Raw genomic sequence first — 18,266 nt, 5'->3', positions numbered from 1 at the left:
TGTCCGCCCCCCCGGCCCTGCCCGCCGCCACCGGACCGGCGGGCGGCCCGTGTTCCGGCCCCCCGGTTCCCGTGACGTGCGTCGGCACCGGGCAGGCCCCGGCCGTCTCCTCGCGCGGCACACCCCGCGCTCCCGACGCCCGGCCCGCCGTGTGCCGCATCGACGCCCACCCCTCCCGTGAAGGAAGCGATCCGCCGCCATGCTCCCCGCCGAGCTGACCTCTCCACGCTCCGCGCGCGCCGTAGCCGCTCGGCGGCTGGCCCGACGGGGCGCGCGCACCCGCGAGCGCCGCTTCCTGGCGGAGGGCCCGCAGGCGGTGCGCGAGGCGATCCGCCACGGTGACGGTGAGGGCGCCTTCCTCGTCGAGTTGTTCGCCACGCCCGAGGCCGCCGAGCGTCACGCGGAGCTGCTGGAGGCCGCGCGGGACGCCGGCGCCCGCGTCGCCGTCGCCGGTGAGGACGTGGTCGCGGGTATCTCCCAGACCGTCACCCCGCAGGGGCTGGTGGGTGTCTGCCGGTTCGTGGACCGTCCCTTCGCGGACGTGCTGGCCGCCCGGCCCCGGCTCGTCGCCGTCCTCGCCCACGTCCGCGACCCGGGCAACGCGGGCACCGTGCTGCGCTGCGCGGACGCCGCCGGCGCCGACGCGGTCGTCCTCACCGACGCCTCGGTCGACGTCTACAACCCCAAAGCCGTGCGTGCCTCGGTCGGGAGTCTCTTCCATCTGCCCGTCGCCGTCGGAGTGCCCGTCGGGGAGGCGGTGGACGGGTTGGTGGCGGCCGGAGCACGAGTGGTGGCGGCGGACGGCGCCGGCGACCGGGACCTCGACGACGAGCTGGACGCCGGCCACATGGGTTCCCCCACGGCCTGGATCTTCGGCAACGAGGCATGGGGCCTGCCGGAGGAGACCCGGTCCCTGGCCGACGCCGTGGTGCGCGTGCCCATCCACGGCCGGGCCGAGAGCCTCAACCTGGCCACGGCCGCCGCCGTCTGCCTCTACGCCTCCGCGCGTGCCCAGCGCACGGTCGGCGGCTGCCGCCACGACGGCTGAGCGCGCACCCGCCCGGCGGCGGGGGGATCTCAAACACCTCCCAGTGCTAGTAGGGTGACGGAGCGGATACACGGAGGGGACGGGCGGGGATGCAGAAGCGCGCCGGGGCCGGCGAGTTGGACGTGCCGCCCGACGACCTGCCCGACGGGCTGGTGATCGCCGACGACCACGGGCGGGTCACCTGCTTCAACTCCGAGGCCGCCCGGCTCACGGGCACCGACCCGGCCCAGGCACTCGGCGGCCCGCTGGAGACCGCGCTGCCGCTGGAGGACCCGGACGGCCGCCCCTGGTGGCGGCTGACCGACCCGTACCACGGGCTGGCCACCCGTTGGGGCCAGCCCGAACGCAACCTGCTGCTGCCCGGCGGACGCGAGGTGCTGGTCGCCGCCCGCTATGTGCGGGTCCGCCCGGCGGGTCCCGTGCGGCAGGTGGTGATCACCCTGCGCAGTACCGAGGCCCGGCAGCGCATGGAGCGCTCCAACGCCGAGCTGATCGCGACCGTGGCGCACGAACTGCGCTCCCCGCTCACCTCGGTCAAGGGATTCACCGCGACCATGCTCGACAAGTGGGAGCGGTTCACCGACGAGCAGAAGCGGCTGATGCTCCAGACCGTGGACGCCGACGCCGACCGCGTCACCCGGCTCATCACCGAACTGCTCGACGTCTCCCGGATCGACTCCGGCCGCCTGGAGATACGGCGCGAGCCGGTACGGCTGGACGAAGCGGTCCGCCGGCAGGTGAAGACGCTGGTCAACGGCGGCGCCGACGCCGAGCGGTTCGACCTGCGGCTCGCGGACGGCCTGCCCCTGCTGTGGGCGGACCCCGACAAGATCGACCAGGTGCTGGGCAACCTGCTGGAAAACGCGGTGCGGCACGGCGCGGGGACTGTCACGATCGAGGTCGAACCCGTACCGCACAGCGGTGACCGCCAGGAGGGCACAGCCGTGACCGTCAGCGACCAGGGAGCGGGCATCCCGGAGGACGCGATGCACCGTGTCTTCACGCGCTTCTGGCGCGGCTCCCCCCGCGGCGGCACCGGCCTCGGCCTCTACATCGTGAAGGGCATCATTGAGGCCCACGGCGGCACCGTGACCGTCGGCCGGTGCTCCGGCGGCGGCGCCCGGTTCCGATTTATCCTGCCCGCGGGCATCCCGGCGTTCCTCGTCTCCTGAGCGAGGTCCCGCCCACCGCCCGCGGGCCGCAGCGGCCCTGACCGGCGCCACCACGGTGGCGCGACGCGGCGACCAGGGCGGGCCACCGGCGGACGACGGGCCCGCCCGTCCGCGCGCCGCACCGGTCTCCGCCGCCGAAACCCGCCAGCCCCACGTGCCCCGGACCCGGGGCCCACCGGGGACGACGCCACCACGGCGCGCCTTAGACTCGACTCCCGGCACCATCGCCGCGGAGCGGCGCAGCCAGGCGAAACCGGAAGTAGGGAACACCGAGAAGCGATGTCGGCACCCAATAAGTCATACGACCCCGTCGAGGTCGAGGCACTCAAACCGGCCGTGATCGACCGGGCGCGCGAGGAAGCGCTCGCGGCCATCGAGGACGCGCGGAGCCTCGACGCGCTGCGCGAGGTGAAGGCCGCCCACGCCGGCGACCGCTCACCGCTCGCCCTCGCGAACCGCGAGATCGGCGCACTGCCGCCGAAGGCACGGGCGGACGCGGGCAAGCGCGTCGGCCAGGCCCGCGGCGCCGTGTCCAAGGCACTGGCCGCGCGGCAGGAGCGGCTGGAGGAGGAGCGCGACGAGCGGGTCCTCGTCGAGGAGGCGGTCGACGTCTCCCTGCCGTACGACCGGGTACGTCCCGGCGCCCGGCACCCGCTGACCACGCTGATGGACCGGATCGAGGACATCTTCACGGCGATGGGCTACGAGGTCGCCGAAGGCCCCGAGGTCGAGGCCGACTGGTTCAACTTCGACGCCCTCAACATCGGCCCGGACCACCCGGCCCGCACCACCCAGGACACCTTCTTCGTCCGCCCGCCGTCCGGGGACGCACCCGACCCCGAGGACGCCGGGCTGGTGCTGCGCACCCACACCTCGCCGGTGCAGATCCGCTCGCTGCTCGACCGGGAGCCCCCGGTCTACGTGGTCTGCCCCGGGCGGGTCTTCCGCACCGACGAGCTGGACGCCACGCACACCCCGGTCTTCCACCAGGTCGAACTGCTCGCGGTCGACGAGGGGCTGACCATGGCCGACCTCAAGGGCACCCTGGACCACATGGTCCAGTCGCTCTTCGGCCCGGGCATGGAGACGCGGCTGCGGCCGGACCACTTCCCGTTCACCGAGCCGTCCGCCGAGATGGACATGGTCTGCTACGTCTGCCGCGGCGCGTCCGTCGGCAACCCGGACCGTCCCTGCCGGACCTGCTCCAGCGAGGGCTGGATCGAACTCGGTGGCTGCGGCATGGTCAACCCCCGGGTGCTGACCGCCTGCGGCGTCGACCCGGAGAAGTACAGCGGCTTCGCCTTCGGGTTCGGGATCGAGCGGATGCTGATGTTCCGGCACAACGTCGAGGACATGCGAGACATGGTCGAGGGCGACGTCCGGTTCACCCGGCCGTTCGGGATGGAGATCTGATGCGGGCCCCGCTTTCCTGGCTGCGGGAGTACGTCGACCTGCCGGCCGACGTGACCGGCCGTGACGTCGCCGCCCGGCTGACCGGCGCCGGGCTGGAGGTCGAGACCGTCGAGCGCACCGGCGCCGGGCTCACCGGTCCGCTGGTGGTCGGCGAGGTCCTGGCCATCGAGGAACTGACCGACTTCAAGAAGCCGATCCGCTGGTGTCAGGTCGACGTCGGTGACGCCAACGGCACCGGCGAACCGCAGAATCTCATCTGCGGTGCCCGGAACTTCGCCGTCGGCGACAAGGTCGTCGTGGTCCTGCCCGGGGCGGAGCTGCCCGGCGGCTTCAAGATCGCCGCGCGCAAGACCTACGGCAAGGTCTCCGAGGGCATGATCTGCTCCGCCGCGGAACTGGGCACCAGCGAGGACCACGACGGCATCATCGTGCTCCCGCCCGAGTACGAGCCCGGCACCGACGCCATCGCGCTGCTGGAGCTGGTCGACGACGTCCTGGACATCTCCGTCAACCCCGACCGGGGCTACTGCCTGTCGCTGCGCGGGCTCGCCCGCGAGACGGCGGTCGCCTACGGCCTGCCGCTGCGCGATCCGGCCCTGCTGGACGTGCCGGTGCCCAACGGCGAGGGCTACCCGGTGGAGATCGCCGACCGCGGCGCCTGCGACCGGTTCGTCGCGCGCACCGTGACCGGGGTGCGTCCCGACGCCCGCTCCCCGATCTGGCTCCAGCGCAGGCTGGAGAAGGCCGGTATGCGGTCCATCTCGCTGGCCGTGGACATCACCAACTACGTGATGCTCGAACTCGGGCAGCCGCTGCACGCCTACGACCGGGCCCGGCTGGAAGGACCCATCGGGGTCCGCCGCGCCGAACCCGGCGAGAAGCTGACCACCCTGGACGACGTGCGCCGGACCCTCCACCCCGAGGACCTGGTCATCACCGACGGCCGCGGCCCCATCGGCCTGGCCGGCGTGATGGGCGGCGCCGACACCGAGATCACCGGTGACACCGGGGACGCGGGAGGCGAGGAGGCCGGCGGATACGCCGCCACCACGGACGTCGTGATCGAGGCCGCGCACTTCGCCCCCCGGGCCATCGCGCGGTCCGCCCGCCGTCACCGGCTCTCCTCGGAGGCCTCCCGCAGGTTCGAACGCGGCGTGGACCCGGAGGCGGCCGCCGCCGCCGCGCAGCGCGCCGTCGACCTGCTGGTGCTCCTGGGCGGCGGCACCGCCGACGCCGGTGTCACCCACGTCAGCTCGGTCACCACCCCGCGCACCGTCCTGATGCCCGCGTCCCACCCGGGCCGCGTCGCCGGGGTGGACTACGGCCGGGAGACCGTGGTCCGGCGCCTGCAGTCGATCGGCTGCGACGTCTACGGCTCCGACGAGCTCACCGTCACCGTCCCCAGCTGGCGTCCCGACCTCGGCGCGCCCAACGACCTCGCCGAGGAGGTCATCCGGCTGGAGGGCTACGCCCATCTGCCCTCCACCCTGCCGCGGCCCCCGGCCGGGCGGGGACTCACCGAGAGCCAGCGGCTTCGCCGCCGTACCGGCCGCGCCCTGGCCGGCGCCGGCTACGTCGAGGTGCTCAGCTACCCGTTCGTCAGCCGGCAGGCGCTGGAGCAGCTCGGTTTGGAGGCGGACGACGCCCGGCTGCGCACCGTGACGCTGGCCAACCCGCTCTCCGACGAGGACCCCGAGCTGCGCACCACGCTGCTGCCCGGGCTGCTCGCCGCCCTGCGCCGCAACGACCGGCGCGGCAGCCACGACCTGGCGCTCTTCGAGTCCGGGACGGTGTTCCTGCCGACCGGGGACGAGCCCACGCCGATCCGGCCGCCGGTGGACCGCCGGCCCACCGACGAGGAGATCGCCCGGCTGGACGTCGCGCTGCCGCGTCAGCCGCGCCACGTGGCGGTCGCCCTCGCCGGTGACCGGGCCGCGGCCGGCTGGTGGGGCGCGGGCCGCCCCGCCGACTGGGCCGACGCCGTCCAGGCGGCCCGGCTCGTCGCCGCCCAGGCGGGGGCCGAGCTGGAGGTCACCGCCGACCGGCACCCGCCGTTCCACCCCGGACGGTGTGCGGCGCTCCACGTCACCATCGACGGAGAACGTGTGCCGGCGGGTCACGCCGGTGAGCTGCACCCGCGCGTCATCAAGGCGATGTCGCTGCCGGACCGCACCTGCGCCATGGAGATCGACCAGGAGGTGGTGGAGGCCGCCGGTGCCGGTCCGCTGCGGGCTCCGCGCGTCTCCTCGTTCCCGGTCGCCACCCAGGACGTCGCGCTGGTGGTGGACACCGGAGTGCCGGCCGCCGCCGTCGAGCGGGTGCTGCGGGACGCCGCCGGTGAACTCCTGGAGTCGCTGGACCTGTTCGACGTCTACACCGGGGAGCAGGTGGCCGAGGGCCGCAAGTCCCTGGCGTACACGCTCCGGTTCCGCGCCTCCGACCGCACGCTGACGGCGGAGGAGGTCACCGCCGCCCGGGAAGCGGCCGTGACCGCCGCCGGGGAGCGGCTGGGCGCGGCGCTGCGCGGCGCCTGAGAACAGGGCTCCCGCCGCCGCGCGCCTGGCGTGGCGGCGGGAGAGACGACGGGCCGGGCGCGGCCACCCCGAAGTGGGGTGGCCGCGCCCGGCCCGTCCTGTTCCGTACGTCCGGCGTGCCGTGGCCGGCCGTCAGCGCCGGGGGAGCGGTCGGGCGTGGGCGGGATTGAGCAGCCCGGCCAGCAGGTCCCCCCGCGTCGCGAGACGACCGGTCACGTCCTCCAGCGTGAAGGCCAGCTCGCCGGGACTGGCGCACTCCGCGATCTCGGCCCAGGTGACGGGGGCGGAGACCTCCGGGCGTTCGCGCGCCCGCAGTGTGTAGGGCGCGGCGGTCGTCTTGGCGGCGGCGTTCTGGCTGTGGTCGATGAAGACCTTGCCGGGGCGGGCGGCCCGGGCCATCCGGGCCAGCGCGAGACCGGGCAGCGCGGCGGCCGCCCGCTCGGCCAGTGACCGGGCGTACGCGCTCACGTCGGCGGACGGGGCCGGCCGCAGCGGCGAGAGCAGATGGAGCCCCTTGGACCCGGACGTCTTCGCGAAGCACTCCAGCCCGTCCTCGGCCAGCCGCTCCCGCAGCCAGCGGGCGACCTCGCAGCACTCGACGATCGTCGCCGGGGCACCAGGGTCGAGGTCGAGCACCAGACGGTCGGCCTCCGCGGGGGCGTCCGCCCGCCACTGCGGGGTGTGGAACTCCACCACCAGGTTGGCCGCCCACACCAGCGAGGGCAGGTCCTGCACCATCACCTGCCGGGCCGGGGCCTCTCCCCGGCGCGGGACCTCGCAGCTCTTCACCCAGGCGGGGGTACCGGCCGGCACGTTCTTGGTGAAGAACAGCTGCCCCCGCGGGCCGTCCGGGTAACGCAGGAAGCTCAGGGGCCGGTCGTGCAGGTGCGCCAGCACCGTTCCCGCGTTGGCGGCGTAGTAGTGCACCAGCTCGCCCTTGGTGGTGCCGGTCGCGGGATGGATGACCTTGTCGAGATTGGTCAGGCTCAGGCGCCGACCCTCGACCTCGGTGACCGTCATACTCGAAGGGTGGCATGAAAGGGGCAGAACATGCGATCCATTTGGAAAGGTGCGATTTCCTTCGGTCTGGTGACCATCCCGATCAAGGTGATGGGCGCCACCGAGAGCCACAGCGTCTCCTTCCGGCAACTGCACGTCAGCGACGGCGGGCGCATCCGCTACCGCAAGGTCTGCGAGATCGACGAGCAGGAGGTCTCCGGCGACGAGATCAGCAAGGGCTACCAGGCGCCGGACGGCCAGGTGGTGCTGATCAGCGACGCCGAGCTGGCCCAGATGCCGCTGCCGACCGCCCGGACCATCGAGATCCTCGGCTTCGTCCCCGTCGACAGCATCGAGCTGATCCAGCTGGACCGCTCCTACTACCTCGCCCCGGACTCCGGCGCCGACAAGCCCTACGTGCTGCTGCGCGAGGCACTCAAGCGCTCCGGCAAGGGCGCGGTGGCGAAGCTGGCGATGCGAGGGCGGGAGACGCTGGCGCTGCTGCGCCCGGCGGAGGACGGCGTCCTGGGGATGCACACCATGCTCTGGCCGGACGAGATCCGCTCCGCCGAGGGGCTGGCCCCCCAGGGGCGGGTGACCGTGCGGGACGCCGAGCTGGACCTCGCGGACACGCTGATGGAGTCGCTCGGCGAGGTCGACGTCTCCGAACTGCGCGACGACTACCGCTCGGCCGTCGAGGCCCTGGTGACCGCCAAGCTCAACGGCGTGGAGCCGGAGCAGCCCGCCGAGGCGGAGCCCGGCGCCCGCGTCATCGACCTGATGGCCGCCCTGGAGGACAGCGTGCGGGCCGCGCGTTCCTCGCGCGGAGACGGCGAGGAGGAGGGGACGGCGGCCACCGTCACCGATCTCAGCGAGGCCACCGGGGCCGGCGGGTCGGCGGCCAGGAAGCGCTCGGCGAAGAAGACCGCCGCGAAGAAGGGCGCCGCTCAGCAGCCGGCGGAGAAGAAGACCGCCGCGAAGAAGTCGGCGGCGAAGAAGGCCACCGGGAACAAGGCCACCGGGAACAAGGCCACCACGGGGAAGGCCACCACGGGGAAAGCCGCCGCCAAGAAGACGGCGGCGAAGAAGAAGCCGGCCGCGAAGACCGCCTCGGGGGGCCGTAAGTCGGCGTGAGCACCGGGGCCGGGCGCGACACGCGCGCCCGGCCCCGTATCCGCGCTCGGCGCGGTCAGCTCAGCTCGTCCAGCTCCCGCAGCGTCCGGTCCCAGTCGGTGAACCGGACGGCCCGGTCGTCCACGTACGCCACCGCGGGGAGCTTGCGGCTGGTGACCAGCAGCTTGCCGCGGCTGTTCCAGAAGCGCCGTCGTGCCGCCGGGCGGTCCACCACCGTCTCGAAGCCGTGCTCGTCCAGCCAGGGCGCCACCTGCTCCGGGTCCCGGCTGGTCAGCACGAACACCGAGTGCGAGGCCATCAGCGTGCGCAGCGCCTCCAGCGAGCCGGGCACCGGCGGGTCGTAGATGGTCCCGTCGGCCCAGCCGCGGCTGTAGCCGTGGATCACGCCGTCGAAGTCCACCGCGACGGTGCTCATGGGTCCGCGCCTCAGCCGTAGGTGTAGAAGCCCGCACCGGTCTTGCGGCCGAGCCGGCCCGCCGAGACCATGCGCTGGAGCAGCGGGGGAGCGGCGTACAGCGGCTCCTTGAACTCCTCGTACATCGAGGCGGCGACCGAGGCGACCGTGTCCAGGCCGATCAGGTCGGCGAGCTTGAGCGGGCCCATCGGGTGGGCGCAGCCCAGCTCCATGCCGTTGTCGATGTCCTCGCGGCCGGCGACCCCGGCCTCGAACATCCGCACCGCGGAGAGCAGGTAGGGGATCAGCAGCGCGTTGACCACGAACCCCGAGCGGTCCTGGGCGCGGATCGAGTGCTTGCCCAGCACCCGCACCACCAGGTCCTCCGCGCGCCGCAGTGTCTCCTCGGAGGTGGTGAGCGCCGGGATCAGCTCCACCAGGTTCTGTACCTGCGGCGGATTGAAGAAGTGAATACCGAGCACCTGGCCCGGTCGGGTGGTGGTGACCGCCAGGTTGACCAGCGGGATGGAGGAGGTGTTGGAGGCGAGGATCGCGTCCGGCCGGGTGAGGACCTGGTCGAGGACCTGGAAGATCTCGGTCTTCACCTGCTCGTTCTCCACCACGGCCTCGATGACGAGATCGCGGTCGGCGAGCTCGCCGAGGTCCGTGGTGAAGGTCAGCCGCTCCAGCGTCGCGTTGTGCTCCTGCTCGCTGATCTTCCCGCGTTCCGCGGCCTTGGCCAGCGAGTTGACCAGCCGGGAACGGCCCAGCTCCAGGGCCTCGCCCGTGGTCTCGGCGACGCGGACATCCAGTCCGGACCGGGCACACACCTCCGCGATGCCGGCGCCCATCTGGCCGCAGCCCACCACTCCGACCCGTTCGATGTCGGTCACTCCGTGCCCTTTCGCTGAGACAGCACTCCGGCGGCGCGGCTCCCTCGCCGCTCCACCGCCCCGGACCGACGGTACTCCCGGACGGCCCGGATGCCATCGGCGGGGGGTCACCCCCCTGCCTGGGCCAGTGACGCTCCGCAGCCGTGTCGTGCGGAGTGCCACACCGCGCTACGCGGCGCGACGCGCCCCCACGCTCCGCGTTCGCGTCATCGGGCACAAACAATTCGCATAAGTGCCCGTGTCAGCGGGGTGTCCGGTGGGTCATCTTGATAGAGCTGGCCGCTCAGACCCCGGACACCCCCAAGGGAGTACGGCGTGGGACACATCACCCGCAGGACCTTCAGCTTCGCCGCGGCGGGCGCCGCGTTCGGTTCCCTGGCACTCGCCCGGGCATCGTCCGCCGCCCCCGGCGCGCCGACCACCGAACCCGCCGCGTCGCCGCGCCGGGACCAACCGTCACAGGCGGACATGCGCGGCGTCTGGATCGCCTCCGTCAACAACGGCGACTGGCCTTCGCGGGCCGGCCTGTCGCGGGACCAGGCCCAGGCCGAGCTGCGCGCCGCGTTCGACGACGCCATGCGGTGGAACCTCAACACCGTCTTCCTCCAGGTGCGGCCGACGGCCGACGCCTTCTGGTCCTCCCCGCACGAGCCCTGGTCGGCGTGGCTGACCGGGGTGCAGGGGACCGACCCCGGCTGGGACCCGCTGGCGTTCGCCGTGGAGGAGGCGCACGGGCGCGGGCTGGAGCTGCACGCCTGGTTCAACCCGTACCGGATCGCCAACCACGACGATCCGGGGCGCCTGGTCGAGGACCACCCCGCGCGCCGGAACCCGGAATGGGTGGTGAGCTACGGAGGGCAGCTCTACTACAACCCGGGCATTCCCGCGGTCCGCGCATTCGTGCAGGACGCGATGATGCACGCGGCCGAGAACTACGACATCGACGGCGTGCACTGGGACGACTACTTCTATCCCTATCCGGCCTCGGGGGAGGAGTTCGACGACGCCGACGCCTTCGCCGAATACGGCGGGGACTTCTCCGACGTGGCCGACTGGCGCAGGAACAACGTCGACCTGCTGGTCAGCGAGATGTACCAGCGGATTCAGGACAGCCGTCCCGGAATCGCCTTCGGCATCAGCCCCTTCGGCGTGTGGCGCAACCGGGGCACCGACCCGCTGGGCTCCGACACCACCAGCCTCCAGGCGTACGACGAGCTGTACGCCGACACCCGGGGCTGGGTCACCAAGGGCTGGATGGACTACGTGGTCCCCCAGCTGTACTGGAACATCGGGCTCCCCGCCGCCGACTACGCCAAGCTGGTGCCGTGGTGGGCGGACGTCTGCGCCGGCAGCGGCGTGCGGCTGGTGCTGGGCGAGGCCATGTACAAGGTCGGCGACCCGGCACAGCCGGACGCGTGGCAGGACCCGGCGGAGCTGTCCCGGCACCTCACGCTGGCCGCCGGGTACGAGGAGGTCGGCGGGCACGTGTTCTTCTCGCAGTCCGGGGTGGCGGAGGACCCGCTCGGCGCCATGTCCCGCGTGTACGAGGACCACTACCGCTGAGGCGTGCACACCCCGGTGCCGGGGCCCGGCAGGTCCGGGCCTCGGCACGGGGTGGCGGCCGGTGCCGTCAGCCGCCGCCGGGGTGCTCCACCACCGTGTCGGGGCCGGGGGAGACCACGGTCTCGTGGCCCCGTTCGTCCCGGACGCGGTAGGGCGGCGCCCCGTTCTCGCCGAGAATCTCGACGATCCGCGTCACGCGGTCGGGTTCGCCGACCGTGCGGCCGTGGGTGATCATCCGGTCTCCGGTCTGCGCTCGCATGAATGCTCCCGCCGATCCATGGGGTGTGAACAGGTCTTTTCCCATTTTAGGCCGCGACGCCCTCCGGGTGCATCGGCGGTGGCGGCCCTGAGGTGTCAGCGGGCTGAAGGAATTCCGTACCGAATTCCCCGGTGAGTGTGGTGTGAAAATAAGAGTGCTCGTACGATTCCGCCATGCTGGTCACGCTGATAGCCGCTGCCCGCACCTCCCCCCTTCTTGACGCCCGCTTCGGCGACGACCGCCCCCTGGACGCGGCCGGCTGGCAGGCGGTCGAACGAGCCGTACCCGCGCTCGCCCCCCTGGCCGCCGCCGAACTCCGCTACTGCTCGCCTACCCCCGGCGCCCGGCAGACCGGTGACGTGCTCGGTCTCGCCCCGCTCGCCCAGCCGGCCCTGCGTGACTGCGACATGGGCAGGTGGCGGGGGATGACCCTGCCGGAGGTCAGCGCCCGCGAGCCGGCGGCGGTCGAGGCGTGGCTGGCCGACCCACGCTCCGCGCCCCACGGCGGCGAGCCGCTGATCGCCTTCGTCACCCGCATCGGCGGCTGGCTCGACACCCGGCCGGCGGGCCCGCACGGCCGGGTGGTGGCGGTCACCGAGTCCACCGTCATCCGGGCCGCGATGCTGTACGCCCTGAAGGCCCCGCCCTACTCGTACTGGCGCACCGAGGTGCATCCGCTCTCGGTGATCAGCCTCAGTGGAGGCGGCGGGCGCTGGAACCTGCGGCTGGGCTGACCGCCACGCGCCGTTCCCGGGGCCGACCGCGCTTCCCGCCCGCCCGGCGGTGACTCCCGCCGGCACGGTCAACCCTTCGTCCGTCGCGCGCTCCGCGAGGGGATCGCGTGGACACCTGCCGTCCTCGGCGGGGCTTCGAGCGAGGAGGGCGCCCACCCTCGCGGGTGCGCTTTCCGGACGAAGCGGACGGGTCGGTACCGGTGGGGGCCACTCCGTCCGCTCGGCGGGGCTCGGCTGCACCGAAAGTGCAACCGGTTGCCGTTCACGTCCATGGAAGCGCTTGCTTCGTTCTCCCGAACGCACAGGTGGTGCGACTGATCGTGCGCCGCGACGCTGTGTGCAACTGGCGTCATTACCGCGCTGAAAGCCAAGTCGTATACGGCTAGGGGCCGTTCGACGTTGTGTGAGAGGTATTGACACTGCCTGGGCCCTGGGCAACTCTGTTACCAGAGTGTTACTGCAAACGGTTGCAGTCGTGGGCCGTATGCCGGGGAATCGAGGTGCCCCCACCCCTCGGGATCGTCGTGTCCGGGACACGTCTCCGGCGGATAGGAGCCGCAAGATGACGAACAAGAAGAAGACACTGGTCCGGTCCGGGATCGCCGGTGCCGGTGCCGCCGCGCTGCTGGCGGGCAGCTGGGCCGCGGGACTCGGAGGCGCCACCGCGGGCGCCGCGGAGCCCGCCGCGCCCGCCGCCGAGGTGACCGCCTCGGCCGACCCGCACAGCGACACCCCGCTCGGCTACGCCGCCCAGGCCGGCGGCACCACGGGCGGCCACGGTGCCTCGACGGTGCACGAACACCTGCTGAGCGAGTACGCCGCGGACAACGGCTACAGCGACCCCGGTGTCGCCATGTACGACCTGCTCAAGGCGCACGCCAAGGCCGGCAGTGACGAGGGCCTGGTGATCTACGTCGACACCACCGTCGTCCCGGACAACCTGACCGGCAAGAAGATGGACGTCAAGGACGTCTCCAACGTCTCGATCCTGGGAGTGGGCGACTCCGGGGAGTTCGATGGCGCGGGCTTCAAGGTCACCCGGTCCGACAACATCATCTTCCGCAACCTCAACATCCACCACGTCCACCAGGGCGAGGGGGACGCGATCGAGGTCACCAGCAACAGCCACCACGTGTGGATCGACCACAACGAGTTCTCCAGCGAACTCGACGGCGTCGACAAGGACTACTACGACGGTCTGGTCGACGTGAAGCACAACAGCGAGTACGTCACCGTGTCGTGGAACTACTTCCACGACCACTGGAAGGGCATGCTCGTCGGCCACAACGACAGCGCCGGCTCGGCCGCCGACAAGATCACCTACCACCACAACCACTTCCAGAACATGAACAGCCGCATCCCGCTGATCCGCCACGCGGACGTCCACTTCGTCAACAACCTGGTGGAGGACGTCAGCGGCTCCGCGATCAACGCCCGCATGGGCGCCCAGGTCCTCGTCGAGGGCAACTACTTCGACGGCGTCGGCAGCGGCGAGACCGACACGCACGCCGACTACCCCGAGGGTCCCGTCGGCTGGTGGTACGGCTCCAGCCAGACCGGCTACTGGAACCTCCAGGACAACACCTTCGTCGACAGCCCCCACGAGCACCTGACGTCGACGACGGACTTCACCCCGCCGTACTCCTTCGACGCGGACAGCCCGGCCGACGCCCGGTCCGCCGTCCAGCAGTACGCCGGCACCGGGGTCATCGACATCACTCCCTGACCGCCTCCACCGCGGTGAGCCGCGCTCCGGCCCGTCCCGTGCCCTTGAGGGCGCGGGGCGGGCCGCCCCCTTTGCCGGCCGGACGGAGAGGCGGGTGGCGGGCGGCCGGCGCGGCCGCCCGCGCTCCCGAGATGTCGGATCGCCCGGATGCGGGTGCCATGGAGGGGTGGGCGCCGGCACCCGGCCGGCGCCGGACCGCAGGAGGCGCACCATGCCCCGTTACCTGCTCAGCGTCTACCAGCCGGACGGGGAGCCGCCGCCGCCCGAGTTCCTGGAGCCCGTCGTGCGGGCCCTCGAGGCCGTGGAGGAGGAGATGCGGGCCGCCGGAGCGCGGGTCTTCGCCGCCGGTCTGCACGCCCCCGGCACCGCGACCGTGGTGCGGGCCGACGAGAACGGGGCCACCACCGCCGACGGACCCCATCTGGCGGGTGAGGAGCACCTCGGCGGCTTCACCGTGATCGAGGCCGACGATCAGCACGCCGCGGTCGAGTGGGGCGTGAAGCTCGCCCGTGCCACCACGCTGCCGATCGAGGTCCGGCCGGTCCGGCACGGCTCGGGCTGACCCGGCCGCGCCGCCGGCGCCGCCTTCGGGACCGGCCGGTGGAGCCGGGGGTCAGCGGCCGACCGCGTACCCCTGCATCCCCCGCGCGTTGGCCGCCGCGGACAGCACGCCCGTCGCCGGGTCCCGGGCGACGGCGCACAGCCGGCCCTCGGTCCACCCTCCGGCCACCGTCACCCGGTGGCCCCGGGCGCGCAGCGCCGCCACCATGTCCTCGCCCGCGCGTGCCTCGACGGTCACCGAGCCCGGCTCCATCCGCCGGGGGTAGAACGAACTGGGAAAGCTGTCCTGGTGCCAGTTCGGCTCGTCCATCGCGCCCTGGAGGTCCCACCGGCCGCGAACCGGCTCCCGCAGGGCGACGGCGAGGAAGAAGTGGGTCTGCCACTGGTCCTGCTGGTCGCCGCCCGGCGTGCCGAACGCCAGCACCGGCTCGCCGTCGCGCAGTGCCAGCGACGGGCTGAGCGTGGTGCGCGGGCGCCGCCCCGGCACCAGGGACGACGGCAGCCCCGGCTCCAGCCAGGTCATCTGCAGGCGGGTACCCAGCGGGAAGCCGAGAGAGGGGACCACCGGGCTGGACTGGAGCCAGCCACCGCTGGGCGTGGCGCTGACCATGTTGCCCCAACGGTCCACCACGTCGATGTGGCAGGTGTCGCCGCGCACCTCGCCGTTGCGGGCGACGGTGGGCTCGCCCGCGCCCGCCACCGGGTCCGGCGGGGTGTAGCCGGGCACGTCGCCGGCCGCGCCCGTGGCGTGCTTGCCGATGACGGGGGCGCGGCCACCGGGCGAGCCGGGACGCATCTCCAGGGACGCCCCGGGCCCGATCAGCGCGCGCCGCTCCGCGTTGTAGGCGTCGCTGAGGAGGTCGTCCATCGGCACCTCGGCCGCGTCGCCGTACCAGGCCTCGCGGTCGGCCATGGCCAGCTTCCCGCCCTCGACGAGGGCGTGCACATAGTCCGGCGTGCCGTGGGCGGCGGCGTCGAGGCCCGGGTCCAGCAGCGCCAACTGCTGGAGCAGCACCGGGCCCTGGGACCACGGGCCGGGCTTGCAGACCGTCCAGCCCTGCCAGTCGTAGCGCACCGGCTCCTCGAAGGACGCGGACCAGCCGGCCAGGTCCTCCCCGGTCAGGGTGGAGGCGTGCCGCTCTCCGGAGGAGTCCATCGCGGGACGCGCGGCGTGCGCTGCGATGGCCTCGCCGATGAAGCCCTCGCGCCAGATGCGGCGCGCCGCGTCGATCCGGGCCTCGCGGTCGCCGCCCGCCGCGTCCGACTCGGCGATCAGCCGCCGCCATGTCGCGGCCAGATCCGGGTTGCGCAGCAGACCGCTGCCCGCCGGGGCGCGTCCGCCGGGGAGGTAGACCTCGGCGGAGGAGGTCCACTCGTTCTCGAACAGTTCCCGGACGTTCTCCACCGCCATGCCGACCCGCTCCAGCGCCGGGTGGCCGTGCTCGGCGTACTCGATGGCGTAGCGGAGCACCTCGGCAGGGGTGCGGGTGCCCAGGTCACGGAGCATCAGCATCCACGCGTCGAACGCGCCGGGCACGACGGCGGCCAGCGGGCCGGTCCCGGGGACCAGTTCCAGCCCGAGCGAGGTGTAGTGGCCGACGGTCGCGGCGGCCGGGGCCGGACCCTGGCCGCAGAGCACGCGCACCGGGCCGCCCGCCGGGGCGACGATGGCAGGCACCTCGCCCGCCGGTCCGTTGAGGTGCGGCTCGACCACCTGCAGGACGAAGCCGGCGGCGACGGCCGCGTCGAAGGCGTTGCCGCCGTCCTCCAGGACCGCCATGGCGGACTGGGAGGCGAGCCAGTGCGTACTGGACACCATGCCGATGGTGCCGTGGAGTGTGGGGCGCGTCGTGAACATGCGGGGAGCGTACGTGCTGGTATGCGCCCCGAACAGTCCCGAACAGCCTCCGCTCGCAGCCCCCGCGCCGTGCCCGCGACCACCGTCGCGCCCCGCCGCGCGGTACACCGGAATACCGCATGACGGCTCCGTGTTGCAGCGGACGCACGGGAGGAGGCCCATGAACACCGAAGGAAACCTCGACCAGTACAACCGCGCCCAGCTCTTCTTCGAGGCCAGGGACTACGGCGAGGCGGCCCGCCTGACCCGGCCGCTGGTGGACGCCGAGCCCGCACGACTCGACCTGCGGCTGCTCCTGGCCCGCGCGCTCTACCACTCGGCCCAGCTCGGCCGGGCGGAGAAGGAACTCCGGGTCATCACCGACCGGCACCCGGACGAGTCCTACGCCCGGCTGATGCTCGGCCGGACGCTCCAGCGGCTCGGGCGGGACGACGAGGCGACCGCCCAGCTGCGGCTGGCCGCCGCTCTCAGCGGCGAACCGGTGGACGCACCCCGCCGGATGGCCTCCGAACCGTCGGAGGACTGACCGCCCGGGCGGCCCGCCGGCTCTGCGGCCGGGCGGTCACCGGTACGGCGTCGCCGGCGGCGTGACACATGACGGCGGGGCCGGGACGGAGAGATCCGTCCCGGCCCCGCCGTCATGCCCGCCCCCGTACCGGGGCGGGTGTTCAGCCGAGCGCCGGCAGCGGCATCGGCCGGGCCGAGGGCTCCGCCGTACGCGGCGCCCGCAGCTCCTGCGCCCCTTCGGGCACGGGCACCGCGCCGAAGATCAGGGCCTGCTGCTCACGCAGCTCCGCGACGCGCTCGGGGGAGGTGCTGGGCAGGCGCTCCTCCTCGTACAGCGGGTGCGTCAGCAGGGCGGCGGCGCGGCTGGCGGGGGTGTGGAACTGGACCTCGAAGACGTGCTCGGTCGACGCCTCACGCCAGGCGCTGTTGACCGCCTTGTAACCCCCGGTGTTGTGCCAGGTGTTGCTCCAGCGGATAGGGGCGTTGCGCCACATGGAGAGGAGGTCCGAGGCCGCCCGCGCGCCGCCGGTGTACTCCTCGTCCTCCCACTGGAGGGTGTAGCGGACCGAGTCGTTGATCTCGCCCAGCACCTCGTCGACGGACTTCTCCGGGGTCTCCTCCAGCCAGGTGGCGACCTTGCGCTTCAGGGAGTCCTCCGTCTTCAGCCGGTGGTCGAACCCGACCAGTTCGGCCGAGGTGAGTTCGGCGATCTCCACCAGCTGCGGGCTGATCAGTGCCTCGGCCTCCGCCGCGTCGGCGATGAAGACATCGACCGCCGCGTTGTCCTCGGAGTTCAGCGACAGGCCGTCCCGCTCCCACGCGGCCGTCCCCGTCGACTCCTGCTGCCCCTGGTGCGCGGCGCGGTCGGTGACCGTCACGGCGGTGGCCTGCGCGGCCGACGCCAGCAGCGCGGCCAGCACGGCGCCGGTGCCGACGGCGCGGTGGATGGTCCTCTGGCGGAACGTCATGCCCGTGTCCCCTGTCTTCCCGCGGTGCGGGAGATCGCTGTCCCGGTAGTGCGCAGGGGACAACGCGGCGACCCGGCGCTGGTCACCCGTCGTCGCCCGGACGGCCCAACCGTGTTGAAGATGAGGCGGACAGTGGTGGCGCGTTCAACAGGTCCGCGCCGCCGTGCCGGAGGGCCGGCGGGAGCAGGTGGGCGACGAGCTGGTAGCCGTCCGGCTGATCGGCGCGCGACCCGGTGCCGGCCGACGGAGCGAAATCGGCCACCCTCGGGAGCTGATCCGGGCACGGGCGCCCCTCTCGTCGGCCGTAACGGGCACGACCCGGCCGGGCCGAGAGGCTGCCGGTGGGCGCGGACCGCCCCGGCCCGGACGGCGCCGGCCCGGTGCGCCCGGGGTCCGTGCGCGGCGTCGCGTCGCGCGCGGCGGTGCCCGTGAGGCCGCCGCGAGCCGACCGTTTCCGCGTGGTGTACCGGCTCCACGGGCCCGCCCGCCCACACCGGTTCCCA

16 protein-coding genes are annotated in these 18,266 nt (G+C 73.3%); 10 read left to right on the top strand and 6 right to left on the bottom strand.

Annotated features, from left to right (window positions below; translation table 11 throughout):
• Positions 1-199 precede the first annotated feature (199 nt).
• The 4 genes from E0D90_RS12955 (at position 200) to pheT (ending at position 6,167) form a co-directional block, all read left to right on the top strand.
• Entirely contained in the window at positions 200-1,048 is an 849-nt protein-coding gene (locus tag E0D90_RS12955; RefSeq protein ID WP_103500694.1) for a TrmH family RNA methyltransferase, read from the top strand.
• A gap of 89 nt (positions 1,049-1,137) precedes the next feature.
• A complete protein-coding gene (locus E0D90_RS12950) occupies positions 1,138-2,220 on the top strand; it encodes a sensor histidine kinase (protein ID WP_103500693.1) in 1,083 nt (360 codons plus the stop codon).
• 279 nt (positions 2,221-2,499) lie between these two features.
• A complete protein-coding gene (gene pheS / locus E0D90_RS12945) occupies positions 2,500-3,633 on the top strand; it encodes a phenylalanine--tRNA ligase subunit alpha (RefSeq protein WP_130798156.1) in 1,134 nt (377 codons plus the stop codon).
• Positions 3,633-6,167, top strand: a complete 2,535-nt coding sequence (gene pheT, locus E0D90_RS12940; RefSeq protein ID WP_130798153.1) for a phenylalanine--tRNA ligase subunit beta — start codon at positions 3,633-3,635, stop codon at positions 6,165-6,167. Before pheS ends, pheT begins: the two co-directional genes overlap by 1 nt.
• Before the next feature lie 132 nt (positions 6,168-6,299).
• Here pheT and ligD read toward each other — a convergent pair whose 3' ends face one another.
• Entirely contained in the window at positions 6,300-7,187 is an 888-nt protein-coding gene (ligD, locus tag E0D90_RS12935) for a non-homologous end-joining DNA ligase (protein WP_103501616.1), read from the bottom strand.
• A gap of 30 nt (positions 7,188-7,217) precedes the next feature.
• Between ligD and ku the strand changes: the two genes are divergently transcribed.
• Positions 7,218-8,300, top strand: a complete 1,083-nt coding sequence (gene ku, locus E0D90_RS12930; RefSeq protein WP_103501615.1) for a non-homologous end joining protein Ku — start codon at positions 7,218-7,220, stop codon at positions 8,298-8,300.
• A gap of 55 nt (positions 8,301-8,355) precedes the next feature.
• Here ku and E0D90_RS12925 read toward each other — a convergent pair whose 3' ends face one another.
• Together E0D90_RS12925 and E0D90_RS12920 are read right to left on the bottom strand one after the other, a co-directional pair.
• Complete coding sequence (locus E0D90_RS12925; RefSeq protein WP_103501614.1) at positions 8,356-8,715, bottom strand: HAD family hydrolase; 360 nt, start codon at positions 8,713-8,715, stop codon at positions 8,356-8,358.
• A gap of 11 nt (positions 8,716-8,726) precedes the next feature.
• On the bottom strand, positions 8,727-9,587 hold the full coding sequence (locus E0D90_RS12920; protein ID WP_103501613.1) for a 3-hydroxybutyryl-CoA dehydrogenase: 861 nt from the start codon (positions 9,585-9,587) through the stop codon (positions 8,727-8,729).
• A gap of 315 nt (positions 9,588-9,902) precedes the next feature.
• Between E0D90_RS12920 and E0D90_RS12915 the strand changes: the two genes are divergently transcribed.
• Entirely contained in the window at positions 9,903-11,150 is a 1,248-nt protein-coding gene (locus tag E0D90_RS12915) for a glycoside hydrolase family 10-like protein (RefSeq protein ID WP_130798151.1), read from the top strand.
• A 67-nt stretch (positions 11,151-11,217) separates the two neighbouring features.
• Here E0D90_RS12915 and E0D90_RS12910 read toward each other — a convergent pair whose 3' ends face one another.
• Positions 11,218-11,409, bottom strand: coding sequence for a DUF1918 domain-containing protein (locus E0D90_RS12910; RefSeq protein WP_103501611.1), 192 nt, complete (start codon positions 11,407-11,409; stop codon positions 11,218-11,220).
• Between the two features lie 173 nt (positions 11,410-11,582).
• On the opposite strand from E0D90_RS12910, the gene E0D90_RS12905 reads away from it, so the two are divergent.
• The 3 genes from E0D90_RS12905 (at position 11,583) to E0D90_RS12895 (ending at position 14,431) form a co-directional block, all read left to right on the top strand.
• Positions 11,583-12,143, top strand: coding sequence for a histidine phosphatase family protein (locus tag E0D90_RS12905; protein ID WP_103501610.1), 561 nt, complete (start codon positions 11,583-11,585; stop codon positions 12,141-12,143).
• A 562-nt stretch (positions 12,144-12,705) separates the two neighbouring features.
• Complete coding sequence (locus E0D90_RS12900; RefSeq protein WP_103501609.1) at positions 12,706-13,869, top strand: pectate lyase family protein; 1,164 nt, start codon at positions 12,706-12,708, stop codon at positions 13,867-13,869.
• A gap of 211 nt (positions 13,870-14,080) precedes the next feature.
• Positions 14,081-14,431 (top strand): YciI family protein, encoded by a 351-nt coding sequence (locus E0D90_RS12895; RefSeq protein ID WP_130798149.1) that lies wholly within the window; start codon positions 14,081-14,083, stop codon positions 14,429-14,431.
• 51 nt (positions 14,432-14,482) lie between these two features.
• Here E0D90_RS12895 and E0D90_RS12890 read toward each other — a convergent pair whose 3' ends face one another.
• Entirely contained in the window at positions 14,483-16,288 is a 1,806-nt protein-coding gene (locus E0D90_RS12890; RefSeq protein ID WP_130798147.1) for a gamma-glutamyltransferase family protein, read from the bottom strand.
• 160 nt (positions 16,289-16,448) lie between these two features.
• On the opposite strand from E0D90_RS12890, the gene E0D90_RS12885 reads away from it, so the two are divergent.
• On the top strand, positions 16,449-16,814 hold the full coding sequence (locus E0D90_RS12885; protein ID WP_130798145.1) for a tetratricopeptide repeat protein: 366 nt from the start codon (positions 16,449-16,451) through the stop codon (positions 16,812-16,814).
• 142 nt (positions 16,815-16,956) lie between these two features.
• On the opposite strand, the gene E0D90_RS12880 is transcribed toward E0D90_RS12885, so the two are convergent.
• Positions 16,957-17,763: an ATP nucleotide 3'-pyrophosphokinase gene (locus E0D90_RS12880; RefSeq protein WP_130798143.1), complete on the bottom strand. Its 807-nt coding sequence runs from the start codon at positions 17,761-17,763 to the stop codon at positions 16,957-16,959.
• Positions 17,764-18,266: the final 503 nt, after the last annotated feature.

The sequence above is a fragment of the Streptomyces otsuchiensis genome (genome assembly GCF_004305975.1).
Lineage (GTDB): Bacteria > Actinomycetota > Actinomycetes > Streptomycetales > Streptomycetaceae > Streptomyces > Streptomyces otsuchiensis.
Note: the sequence above shows the minus strand (reverse complement) of the source record. Positions and strands in the feature narration are given on the sequence as shown.

Bases quoted from the DNA above. Each gene is read 5' to 3' on its own strand.
- E0D90_RS12925 (WP_103501614.1), bottom strand. From the start codon at position 8,715: ATGAGCACCGTCGCGGTGGACTTCGACGGCGTGATCCACGGCTACAGC.
- E0D90_RS12950 (WP_103500693.1), top strand. From the start codon at position 1,138: ATGCAGAAGCGCGCCGGGGCCGGCGAGTTGGACGTGCCGCCCGACGAC.
- E0D90_RS12910 (WP_103501611.1), bottom strand. From the start codon at position 11,409: ATGCGAGCGCAGACCGGAGACCGGATGATCACCCACGGCCGCACGGTC.
- E0D90_RS12890 (WP_130798147.1), bottom strand. From the start codon at position 16,288: ATGTTCACGACGCGCCCCACACTCCACGGCACCATCGGCATGGTGTCC.
- pheT (WP_130798153.1), top strand. From the start codon at position 3,633: ATGCGGGCCCCGCTTTCCTGGCTGCGGGAGTACGTCGACCTGCCGGCC.
- ligD (WP_103501616.1), bottom strand. From the start codon at position 7,187: ATGACGGTCACCGAGGTCGAGGGTCGGCGCCTGAGCCTGACCAATCTC.
- E0D90_RS12895 (WP_130798149.1), top strand. From the start codon at position 14,081: ATGCCCCGTTACCTGCTCAGCGTCTACCAGCCGGACGGGGAGCCGCCG.
- E0D90_RS12905 (WP_103501610.1), top strand. From the start codon at position 11,583: ATGCTGGTCACGCTGATAGCCGCTGCCCGCACCTCCCCCCTTCTTGAC.
- pheS (WP_130798156.1), top strand. From the start codon at position 2,500: ATGTCGGCACCCAATAAGTCATACGACCCCGTCGAGGTCGAGGCACTC.
- E0D90_RS12885 (WP_130798145.1), top strand. From the start codon at position 16,449: ATGAACACCGAAGGAAACCTCGACCAGTACAACCGCGCCCAGCTCTTC.
- E0D90_RS12880 (WP_130798143.1), bottom strand. From the start codon at position 17,763: ATGACGTTCCGCCAGAGGACCATCCACCGCGCCGTCGGCACCGGCGCC.
- ku (WP_103501615.1), top strand. From the start codon at position 7,218: ATGCGATCCATTTGGAAAGGTGCGATTTCCTTCGGTCTGGTGACCATC.
- E0D90_RS12900 (WP_103501609.1), top strand. From the start codon at position 12,706: ATGACGAACAAGAAGAAGACACTGGTCCGGTCCGGGATCGCCGGTGCC.
- E0D90_RS12955 (WP_103500694.1), top strand. From the start codon at position 200: ATGCTCCCCGCCGAGCTGACCTCTCCACGCTCCGCGCGCGCCGTAGCC.